The sequence below is a fragment of the Roseovarius halophilus (ex Wu et al. 2025) genome, assembly GCF_047086965.1.
Genome location: NZ_JBKOTX010000200.1, coordinates 1 through 9,960 on the forward strand (window position 1 = coordinate 1; position 9,960 = coordinate 9,960).

At 67.5% G+C, this 9,960-nt stretch carries 10 protein-coding genes; 2 read left to right on the forward strand and 8 right to left on the reverse strand.

Features of this window, described 5'->3' with window-relative positions; all coding sequences use genetic code 11:
- The 4 genes from ACH107_RS26470 to rpsL form a co-directional block, all read right to left on the reverse strand.
- Positions 1-99, reverse strand: a 99-nt coding sequence (locus ACH107_RS26470; RefSeq protein WP_397542489.1) for a GTP-binding protein, incomplete at its 3' end; no start/stop codon positions are given.
- A 92-nt stretch (positions 100-191) separates the two neighbouring features.
- Positions 192-2,315, reverse strand: a complete 2,124-nt coding sequence (gene fusA, locus ACH107_RS26475) for an elongation factor G (RefSeq protein ID WP_412508632.1) — start codon at positions 2,313-2,315, stop codon at positions 192-194.
- Positions 2,316-2,336: 21 nt separating this feature from the next.
- Positions 2,337-2,807, reverse strand: coding sequence for a 30S ribosomal protein S7 (rpsG, locus tag ACH107_RS26480; RefSeq protein WP_412508633.1), 471 nt, complete (start codon positions 2,805-2,807; stop codon positions 2,337-2,339).
- Between the two features lie 12 nt (positions 2,808-2,819).
- Positions 2,820-3,191, reverse strand: a complete 372-nt coding sequence (rpsL, locus tag ACH107_RS26485) for a 30S ribosomal protein S12 (RefSeq protein WP_412508635.1) — start codon at positions 3,189-3,191, stop codon at positions 2,820-2,822.
- Positions 3,192-3,578: 387 nt separating this feature from the next.
- Here rpsL and ACH107_RS26490 point away from each other — a divergent pair, with 387 nt between their 5' ends.
- Positions 3,579-4,403, forward strand: coding sequence for a glycosyltransferase (locus ACH107_RS26490; RefSeq protein ID WP_412508637.1), 825 nt, complete (start codon positions 3,579-3,581; stop codon positions 4,401-4,403).
- Here ACH107_RS26490 and ACH107_RS26495 read toward each other — a convergent pair.
- Positions 4,336-5,238, reverse strand: coding sequence for a DMT family transporter (locus tag ACH107_RS26495; RefSeq protein WP_412508638.1), 903 nt, complete (start codon positions 5,236-5,238; stop codon positions 4,336-4,338). The two genes, ACH107_RS26490 and ACH107_RS26495, sit on opposite strands and share 68 nt — an antisense overlap.
- A 234-nt stretch (positions 5,239-5,472) precedes the next feature.
- Between ACH107_RS26495 and ACH107_RS26500 the strand changes: the two genes are divergently transcribed.
- Positions 5,473-5,892, forward strand: a complete 420-nt coding sequence (locus ACH107_RS26500) for a PaaI family thioesterase (RefSeq protein ID WP_412508640.1) — start codon at positions 5,473-5,475, stop codon at positions 5,890-5,892.
- Between the two features lie 17 nt (positions 5,893-5,909).
- Here ACH107_RS26500 and ACH107_RS26505 read toward each other — a convergent pair whose 3' ends face one another.
- The 3 genes from ACH107_RS26505 to ACH107_RS26515 form a co-directional block, all read right to left on the reverse strand.
- Entirely contained in the window at positions 5,910-7,241 is a 1,332-nt protein-coding gene (locus ACH107_RS26505) for an NAD(P)/FAD-dependent oxidoreductase (RefSeq protein WP_412508641.1), read from the reverse strand.
- A 12-nt stretch (positions 7,242-7,253) separates the two neighbouring features.
- A complete protein-coding gene (locus ACH107_RS26510) occupies positions 7,254-8,444 on the reverse strand; it encodes a cytochrome P450 (RefSeq protein ID WP_412508642.1) in 1,191 nt (396 codons plus the stop codon).
- Positions 8,444-9,960, reverse strand: a 1,517-nt coding sequence (locus ACH107_RS26515; protein ID WP_412508643.1) for a trimethylamine methyltransferase family protein, incomplete at its 5' end; no start/stop codon positions are given. The genes ACH107_RS26515 and ACH107_RS26510, both read right to left, overlap by 1 nt.

A 9,960-nucleotide genomic window follows, 5' to 3' on the forward strand; every position in this document is an offset into this window, starting at 1 on the left:
CGTGATCGCTGCCGTCAGCGTCGTCTTGCCGTGGTCAACGTGACCAACCGTGCCAATGTTCACGTGCGGTTTCGAACGGTCGAACTTTTCCTTTGCCATTGTATCGGCTCCCTCTTTCTTCTGTCGTGCGGTGCGCAACCCTGCGCACCCTACGGTGGGGTGTAGGGTGCGCCCTCAGGGCGCACCGACGGTTATGCGAATTTCGACTGGATCTCTTCGCTGATGTTCGCCGGCACCGGATCGTAATGCGAGAACTGCATCGTGAACTGGGCGCGGCCCGACGACATCGAGCGTAGCGTGTTGATATAGCCGAACATGTTGGCGAGCGGCACATCGGCGTCGATGGCGATGGCGTTGCCGCGCGGTTCCTGGCCGCTGACCTGCCCGCGACGGCTGGTCAGATCGCCGATGATCGAGCCGGTGTATTCCTCGGGCGTGATCACCTCGACCTTCATCATCGGCTCCAGCAGCTTGGCGCCCGCCTTGCGCAGGCCCTCGCGCATGCACATCCGCGACGCGATCTCGAAGGCCATCACGCTGGAGTCCACGTCGTGGTACTTACCGTCGATCAGCGCGACCTTGAAGTCGATCACCGGGAACCCGGCCAGCGGCCCGCTGTCCATGACGCTCTCGATGCCCTTCTCGACGCCGGGGATGAACTCCTTCGGCACCGAGCCGCCGACGATGCGGCTCTCGAAGCTGTAGCCTTCGCCCGGCTCGGTCGGCGAGATGATCATCTTGACCTCGGCGAACTGGCCCGAGCCGCCCGACTGCTTCTTGTGGGTGTAGGTATGCTCGATCTCGTGGCCGATCGTCTCGCGATAGGCGACCTGCGGCGCACCGATGTTGGCGTCCACCTTGAATTCCCGCTTCAGGCGGTCGACCAGGATGTCGAGGTGAAGCTCGCCCATGCCCTTCATGATCGTCTGGCCCGACTCGAGATCGGTTTCCACGCGGAAGGACGGGTCCTCGGCGGCGAGGCGCTGCAGGCCCTGGCTCATTTTTTCCTGGTCGCCCTTGGTCTTGGGCTCGACCGCGATCTCGATCACGGGGTCGGGGAAGCTCATGGTTTCCAGCACGACCGGCGCTTTCGGATCGCAGATGGTATCGCCCGTCGTCGTGTCCTTCAGGCTGGCCAGCGCGATGATGTCGCCGGCAAAGGCTTCCTCGATCTCGGTCCGGTCGTTCGAGTGCATCATCATCATCCGGCCGATGCGCTCGCGCTTGCCCTTGGTGGCGTTCAGCACCGTGTCACCCTTGCGCAGGATGCCCGAATAGATGCGGGTGAAGGTCAGGCTGCCCACGAACGGGTCGTTCATGATCTTGAACGCGAGACCCGAGAACGGCATTTCGTCGTCGGCCCGGCGGGCGATGGTGCGCGTCTCGGTCTCGTCGTCGGGGGCGAAGCCCATGTAGTCGACCACGTCGAGCGGGCTCGGCAGGTAGTCGATCACCGCGTTGAGCAGCGGCTGCACGCCCTTGTTCTTGAACGCGGAGCCGCCCAGCACCGGCACGAAGCTGAGCGACAGGCACCCCTTGCGGACCAGTTCGCGCAGTTGCTGCGGCTCGGGCTCCTCGCCGTCGAGATACGCCATCATCGCGTCGTCGTCCATTTCGACGGCGTTCTCGACCAGCTTGGCGCGCCACTCGTCGGCGGTGTCCTTCAGGCTGTCGCGGATCGGCTGGCGATACCACGTCGATCCCAGATCCTCGCCGCGCCAGACCCATTCTTCCATGGTCACGAGGTCGATGATGCCTTCCAGGTCATGCTCGGCCCCGATGGGCAGGGCCACCGGCACGGCCTTGGAGCCGGTACGCTCCTCGATCATCCGGACGCAGTTGTAGAAATCCGCCCCGAGCTTGTCCATCTTGTTGACGAAGACGATGCGCGGCACCTTGTACCGGTCGGCCTGCCGCCAGACGGTTTCGGTTTGCGGCTCGACACCGGCATTGGCGTCCAGAACGGCAACCGCGCCGTCCAGAACGGCCAGCGACCGCTCGACCTCGATGGTGAAGTCCACGTGGCCGGGCGTGTCGATGATGTTCATCCGGAACTTGGTGTCCGACGTGCCTTCCTTGGTGGGGTCTTCCTGACGCTGCCAGAAGGTGGTCGTCGCGGCACTGGTGATGGTGATGCCGCGCTCCTGCTCCTGCTCCATCCAGTCCATCGTCGCGGCGCCGTCATGCACCTCGCCGATATTGTGGGACTTGCCGGTGTAGAACAGGATGCGCTCGCTGCAGGTGGTCTTGCCTGCATCGATATGCGCCATGATGCCGAAGTTGCGGTAGCGTTCGAGCGGATAATCGCGTGCCATGGGTACAGAGCCTCTGAAGGGTTACCAGCGGTAGTGGCTGAAGGCCTTGTTGGCTTCGGCCATCTTGTGTGTGTCCTCGCGCTTCTTCACGGCCGAACCACGGCTGTTGACAGCGTCCAGCAGTTCGCCGGCGAGGCGTTCTTCCATCGTGTTCTCGTTGCGGCCCCGGCTGGCGGTGATCAGCCAGCGGATCGCCAGCGCCTCGCGGCGTTCGGGGCGCACCTCGACGGGTACCTGGTAGGTGGCACCACCGACCCGGCGCGACCGCACCTCGACGGCGGGCTTGATGTTGTCGAGCGCCTCGTGGAACAATTCCACCGGTGCGCGCTTGACCTTGTTCTCGACGCGGTCGAGCGCGTTGTAGACAATCTTCTCGGCGACGGACTTCTTGCCGTCCACCATCAGGTTGTTCATGAACTTCGACAGCACCCGGTCGCCATACTTGGCGTCGGGCAGAATCTCGCGTTTTTCAGCGGCGTGACGACGGGACATCTCGTAATCCTCTTACTTCGGACGCTTGGCGCCATATTTGGAGCGGCGCTGTTTCCGATCCTTGACGCCCTGCGTGTCCAGCACGCCGCGCAGGATGTGATAGCGCACACCGGGAAGGTCTTTCACACGGCCGCCGCGGATCAGCACCACCGAGTGTTCCTGCAGGTTGTGCTTTTCGCCGGGGATGTAGCTGATGACCTCGAAACCGTTGGTCAGGCGCACCTTGGCGACCTTCCGCATGGCCGAGTTCGGCTTTTTCGGGGTCGTGGTGTAGACACGCGTGCAAACGCCGCGCTTCTGCGGGCACCCCTGCAGGTGCATGGACTTCTGGCTTCTCACTTTCGGCTGCCGCGGCTTGCGGATCAGCTGTTGAATCGTTGGCATTGGGTCTCTTTCCCCGTTCTCAACACATGTGTCTGCACGGATCACCCGTGCGGTTTCTCCTAACGTCGCGCCCTACGCGTCCGCAAAACGCAAACACCGCAATCGTCACCCGATGACTCAGGCACGACGCGGTGGGCATCCAGAGGATCGGGGCGTCACCGCCCGGATCATGACCACTACAGTTCTGATATCGGCCACGGGGACAACCCCTGCCGGGATGCAGCGGCGTATAGGGGGAGTCGCCGGGCTTGTCAACAGCCGTCACCACGCGGGGCGCGGCCGGGCCACCGCAGGCGTCGCGGGCCAATCCCGCGCCCCGGTTTCGCCTTGTTCCCGACACGGGCGTTTGTCACCATCAGGGCGTGGCAACGCAAGTCGGGAATGCACATGCGCGTCATCGGGATATGCCGCTTCTCCTACCCCGCCGTGGGCGGGTTCAAGCGCATGCACGACACCATCGAGGCGCGCGAGGCGTACCTTTACGCGCCGGAGCGGATGGCGCTGCGCTTCCGCCATTTCGAATGCCTCACCCTGCCGTCCATCGCCGCGCAGACGGATCCCGATTTCACCTTCCTCGTGCTGATCGGCGACAGCCTGCCGCAACGCTATCGCGACCGCCTGCACGACCTGACGGCGGGCATGCCGCAAATCCGCATCGTGGAAAGCCCGCCGATGCGTCATCGCCCCGCGATGCAGGCCGCCATCACGCAGGCGCTGGGGCCGGATGCGCCCGAATCCGTGCAGTTCCGCCTCGACGATGACGACGCTGTTGCCACGAATTTCGTCAGCGGGCTGCGCTGGTTCCTGCGCCATACGCAGAGCCTGCGGCGCAATTGGCGCAGCATGGCCGTGGAATACAGCGGCGGCTTCGCGGTGCGCCTGTCCGCGCAGGGCATCGCCGCGCGCCAGCTGCAGACGGGGTTCTGGGCCTGCGGCCTGGCGGTCTGGTTCCGGCAGGGCGTGCGCAAGACCGTGATGAACTTCGCCCACCACAAGCTGCACCACACGATGCCGACGCTGATCCACCCCAAGCCGCTGATGTACCTGCGCGCCGCGCATGACGACAACGATTCGGCCGCCGGTGACTCCAGCGGCACGCTGTCAGCCATCGACGATGACCAGCGCGCCCTGTTCCGGCACCGCTTCAACGTGGACGAGGACCGGGTGAAAGCCGCGTTTTCCGCGCCAGTCGGATTTCGCGATACAGTGTGAACAACCCGCTGCCCACCACGATCGCCGCGCCCAGCAGGGTCACCGGGTCGGGCCATTCCCCGAACACGACAAGCCCAAGCACCAGCGCCCAGATCAGCCCGGTATACCGGAACGGCGCGATGACGCCGATCTCGCCCACGCGCATCACCATGATCGAGAACAGGTACCCACCGACGACCATCACCCCCGCGCCCACGGTCAGGCCGACGGCCCGCGCGTCCATCGGCGCCCAGTCCGCCCCCAGCCCGGCAAGCCCGAAGAACGCCATGACCGAGACCGAGGTGACGAAGGTGACGAACATGCTCGGCGTGTCTCGCGACAGGCGCCGCGTGGACAGGTCGCGCAGCGTCACGAACCCGACCGCCGCCAGCACGTAGAAGGAATAGGCGGTGAAATCATCGGCCCCCGGCCGCACGATCAGCAGCACGCCAACGAACCCGACCACGATCGCCGTCACCCGGCGCCAGCCCACGGGTTCACGCAGGAAAACGGCGGCGGCCAGCGTGACGGTCAGCGGCAGCGCCTGCAGGATGGCGGTGACATTGGCGATCGGCATGTTGAACAGCGCCGTGAGGAAGAAATACGCCGCGCCGACCTCGCCCACCATGCGCAGGCCGATGATCCCCCATTCCCGCCGCGGCAGCCGCGCCCCGAGCGCGCCCGTGCGCCACGCCAGCAGCCCGACGCACGCCGTGGTCAGAACCCCGCGCAGGACCAGCAGCTGGAACAGCGGAACCTGCCCGGCCAGCAGCTTCATGAAGGTGTCGTTGAGCGTGAACGCCGCCATCGACCCCGTCATGAGCAAGGCCCCCGTCACGTTATCGGATCGCGCCATGATGTCCCGCCTTTCTCCTCCGGAGCGGAGTAAGCCCCGGAAGCGCACGGCCGGCAAGCCGAAAAACCCGCCGCCCCCGGCCGCCCACCCGGCAGATTGATCCGCGCGGGGTTTCATGCCACCGTCAGGACGGACCCGACCCCGCACAGGACACCCGACCGCCATGCAGCAGGCCCCGTCGTGCCCCGACCCAGACACCGCCGCGGCCCGCCCGGGGCCGGAGGGTGCCCGCCCATGACCGATGCGACCGATCCGAAACGCTCCGAACCCCCGTCGGCGCTGGCACGACATCTCGGCTTCGAGCTCACCGCGTGGAACGACGGGTTCGCGCGGGTCGAGCTGCCGCTCGCGCCGCACCTGACGAACCGGCAGGGCCTGCCGCATGGCGGGGTGCACGCCACGATGCTCGACACGGCGATGGGCTTCGCGGGGTGCTATACCGGCGATCCCGACCGCCGGCAGATGGCGCTGACCCTGTCGATGACGGTCAACCACACCGCACAGCCCACCGGTACCCGCCTCATCGCCGAAGCGCGGCACACCGGCGGCGGCCGCAAGACCTATTTCGCCGAGGCCACGGTGACAGATGACCTCGGCACCTGCGTCGCGCGGGGCACGGGCGTGTTTCGCTACCGCGGCACCGCCGGCGGATAGGCCGCGGCCCGCCGGGCTCACATCTCGGCGCCGGCCTTGTGCTCGCCCCACCGCATCACCGCGTTCGCCCCGGCGAAGGTGAACGGCAGCGGCGGCAGGCGCCGGGGCGCGTCCTGCCCCGTGACGGCCTCCAGCAGGGCCGACCTGTGCCCGGCCGCCAGTTCCGCCATCAGCTTGCCGTGCAGCGTGCCCTTGGCCGTGCCCAGCCCGTTCTGGCAGCACGCCGAGTACAGCCCCTCCTCGATCTCGCCCAGCGCCGGCACGCCGTTCCAGCTCAGGCACAGGCGCCCGCCCCAGCGATAGGCCATCTCCACGCCGCAAAGCTGCGGGAAACGCGCGGCGAAGGCGCGGTCATGGTCACGCCCCACCCGCGCGATGCGCCGGTCGCTCACCGTCATCGACGGATCGCAGGTGAACCTGTTGCGCACCACGATCCGGTCACCGCCGGTGCCGCGGACGCGCCGCACGGTGGTGCCCATCGGATCGGCCGGCGTCACGCCCCAGCGCGGCGCACCGCCCAGCGCCGCGCTTTCCGTCCGGCTCAACGCGCGCGTCATCGAGGCATAGGTGAACACGTGCAGCAGCCGGCCCCGGAACTGCCCGAAGCTCTCGGCATGGCCATTGACCGCGAGGATGACCTTGGGCGCCGTCACCGCCCCCCGGGGCGTCCGCGCCACCCAGTCGCCCTGCCGCACAAGCTCGACCACCGGCGACCCCTCGAAAACATGCACCCGGTTCGACCGCAGCCCCCGCGCCACGCCGCGCACGAACATCGCGGGCTGGATCATCGCCGACCCCGGCGTGTAGACGCCGCTGCGGTAGTACTCCGTGCCCGTCAGCGCGCGCATGTCGGCGGCATCCAGCATGTCGCGCGGCTCGCCCATCTCGGCAAGGTGGGCGGCGTAATCGAGGTTGTGCCGGTGCCCCTTTTCCGTCGCCGCCGCGTTCGTCTTGCCGACCCGGGCGAAGGCTTCCTCGCCCAGATCGTACTCGGCGGCCATTTCCGCTGCGAAGTCTATCCCGGCGCGTTTGGCGCGCGTCTGCGCCATGTCGGCCTGTACCGCGCCGCCGTAATCGTCCGACGACAGGTCGTGCGGCAGGTCGATCATGAACCCCGAGTTGCGTCCCGCCGGCCCCGCGCCCACGCGCCCTGCCTCCAGCAGCACGATCCGCGCCGACGGGTCAAGCTGCGCCAGCCGGCGCGTCGCGGCCAGCCCGGCGAACCCCGCGCCGATCACCAGCCAGTCGGCGGTCAGGCGGTCATCCAGCACGTCGGCCGGGCCGGCCGCCTGCAGTATCTCGTTCCACCCGGACGGGCCGGGGTCAACGGGCAGGCGCGTGACTTTCATGGGCAGGCATCCTCAGGTCACCAGCGTGTAGCGGACGGGCAGCCGGTGCGCGCCCGTGTTGCCGCTGTCGGGCAGCCATTCGGGCGCCCCGTCGTATTCCACCGTTGCAAAGGTTTCGCGCAGCGCCCCCAGCGCGGCGGCGATGTCCGTGCGCGCCACGAAATGCCCGATGCAGTGATGCGCGCCCCCGCCGAAGCCGAAATGACGGCGCCGCCGGGCCGTGATGTCAAAGGCGGGGTCGTCGCAGATCTCCGGGTCGCGGGCCGCGGCGTGAACCAGCAGGTGAAGCACCGTTCCCTTGGCGATCACCCGGCCGTTCATCTCCACGTCCTCCACCGCCTCGCGGGTGGCCCACGTGGTGGTCGGGCGGGCGCGGATGAATTCCTCGATGGCCGCCGGGATCAGCCCGGCATCGGCGCGCAGGGCACGCCACTGGGCCGGGTTCTCGATGAAAAGCGACAGGCCCAGCCCGATAAGCGCGCGGGTGGTATCAACGCCCCCGAAGATCGAGATCACGATGGTATTCAGCAGTTCCTCGTGGCTGCAATCGCCGTTGCGGTCGAACGCCGCCACCATCCGCGCCACGTAGCTGCCGTCATCCTCGCCGCGGCGCACCTTGGCGACCAACTGGTCGGCTAGCCGGAACAGCGTTCCGCAGGCGGTGTTGAACCGTGCCTCGTATTTCGGAGCCTCGACGCCCATCGCCAGCCCAAGGTCGGCGGCGTTGTGCGCGACCAGCGGCCATGCCTCGCGCTCCATGCCCAGCAGCGTGGTGATGGCCTGCCCCGCGAACGGCTCGGCGAATGCCGACTGGAATTCGCAGCGATCGGCCCGGCGCAATTCGTCGCACAGGTCGCGCGCGATCCGCCGGAACACGGGGATCAGGCCGCGCACGTAATCCTCGCTCAGCGCGGGCACGGCCAGCGCGCGCATCCGCTGGTGGGCCGCGCCCTCCTGCCCGATCACCGATTGCCGCCAGAAATCGGCGAACGGCCCCTTGATGCCCACGGTGTCCGGCCAGTTGTGGCTGCCCTGCCGGAATCGCCTGTCGCGCAGGATGCGCCCCGCCTCGCGATAGCGCAGCACGGCAAGGCCGTAGGGCGTTTCGGCACACCAATGCGCGTCGCGCGCCGCCAGCACCTCGGCCCCCCGGGTCGAGAAGCCCGGATCCGCCAGATCGAGATATGGAAGCCCGGTTTCCATCAATGCTCCTGGTTCAGCGCGTCGGCCGCCGGGATCTCGCGCTCGCGCCGGGCGATGTAGTCGCGCAGCGCCTCGTCCACGGCCGGGTCCAGCCTGGGCTCCTCGTAGTCTTTCAGCAACCCCCGGGCATGGTTCAATGCGCGCGCATGCGTCTCGATCGCGCCTTCGGCCTGCCATTGCTCGAACGCGTTGTTATCGAACAGGTCGGGCATGAAAAACGCCCGCTGGAAATTGGCCAGCGTGTGCGGATGGCCAAGGTAATGGCCCCCGGGGCCGATATCGGCCACCGCCGCCACGGCCTCGTCGAAATCATCCCAGCGGATACCCTCGGCCATGCGATGGGCCATCGCGCATTGCTCGGCATCCACGACGAACTTGGCCATCGAACAATGCATCCCCGCCTCGTTCCAGCCGGCGGCATGCCACATGTAGTTCGTACCGGCCATCTGCAGGGCCATCAGCGTCGTTGCGCTTTCGTATCCCGATTGCGCGTCCAGCGTCTTGGCCCCGCCCAGGCTGGCCGACGACCGCCACGGCACGCCGTAATGCCGCGCCATCTGCCCGATCATCATGTTCATCAGCGAAATCTCGGGCGTGCCGGCCATCGGCGCGCCGGACTTCATGGAAACCGTGCTCAGGTAGTGCCCGTAGATCGCCGGCGCCCCCTTGCGGATGATCTGCGTGTAGGCCAGCGCGCTCAGCGCCTCGGCATTGAGCTGCGCGACCGTGGGCGCGACGCTGGCCGGCGTGTTCGCCCCGCCCAGCACGAAGGGGCTGCACAGCACCGGCTGGTTGCGCCGGCAGAAGGCGCGCATCGCCCCCAGCATCGTTTCGTCCCACACCAGCGGCGAGTTGCCGTTGCAATTGCCGGTGACGACCGGATGATCCTCCATGAACTCCGCGCCGAACAGGATCGCGCACATCTCCAGCACGTCCTCGGCGTTCCTCGGGCTGGTCGTCATGCCCATGAACGTCTTGTCCGAGTGCTTCATCGAACTGTAGGTGATCCGCAGGTGCCGCTGGCTGATCGGGTGGTCGTAGGGTTCGACGATGTGATGCGCCGAACTGTGCAGCCCCGCGCACATGTGCGCCAGCTTGTGGAAATCCGCGAGATCCGCCAGCGTCGGGTTGCGCCGCACGTCGTCCAGATCGCGCAGGTAGGGCGCCCCGGTCATCGGCACGAACATCGCGTGATCGCGCCCGAAGGGCAGGTTGTTGGCCGGGTTGCGCGCGTGGTAGGTAAAGGTCTCCGGGATCGTCGCGATCAGCTCGCGCACCATTTCCCGGTCGGGGTAGACCGTCTCGCCCACCACCTTGGCGCCGGCGGCGCGCCAGTCCTCCAGCGCGATCTCGTCGCGGAAGACCACGCCCGTATTCTCGAGAATGTGCATCGAGGCCGCATCGACCCGCGCCACCTGCGCCGCGTCCATCGGCTCGGTCAGGGGCAGCCCCCGCTTCAGCGCGGGCAGCATCGTCACGTCCCGCGCCTGCCGCCCCGCCTTGCGCGCGCCGCGGC

Coding starts and splice junctions, on each gene's coding strand:
- fusA (WP_412508632.1), bottom strand. CDS start 2,315: ATGGCACGCGATTATCCGCTCGAACGCTACCGCAACTTCGGCATCATG.
- rpsG (WP_412508633.1), bottom strand. CDS start 2,807: ATGTCCCGTCGTCACGCCGCTGAAAAACGCGAGATTCTGCCCGACGCC.
- rpsL (WP_412508635.1), bottom strand. CDS start 3,191: ATGCCAACGATTCAACAGCTGATCCGCAAGCCGCGGCAGCCGAAAGTG.
- ACH107_RS26490 (WP_412508637.1), top strand. CDS start 3,579: ATGCGCGTCATCGGGATATGCCGCTTCTCCTACCCCGCCGTGGGCGGG.
- ACH107_RS26495 (WP_412508638.1), bottom strand. CDS start 5,238: ATGGCGCGATCCGATAACGTGACGGGGGCCTTGCTCATGACGGGGTCG.
- ACH107_RS26500 (WP_412508640.1), top strand. CDS start 5,473: ATGACCGATGCGACCGATCCGAAACGCTCCGAACCCCCGTCGGCGCTG.
- ACH107_RS26505 (WP_412508641.1), bottom strand. CDS start 7,241: ATGAAAGTCACGCGCCTGCCCGTTGACCCCGGCCCGTCCGGGTGGAAC.
- ACH107_RS26510 (WP_412508642.1), bottom strand. CDS start 8,444: ATGGAAACCGGGCTTCCATATCTCGATCTGGCGGATCCGGGCTTCTCG.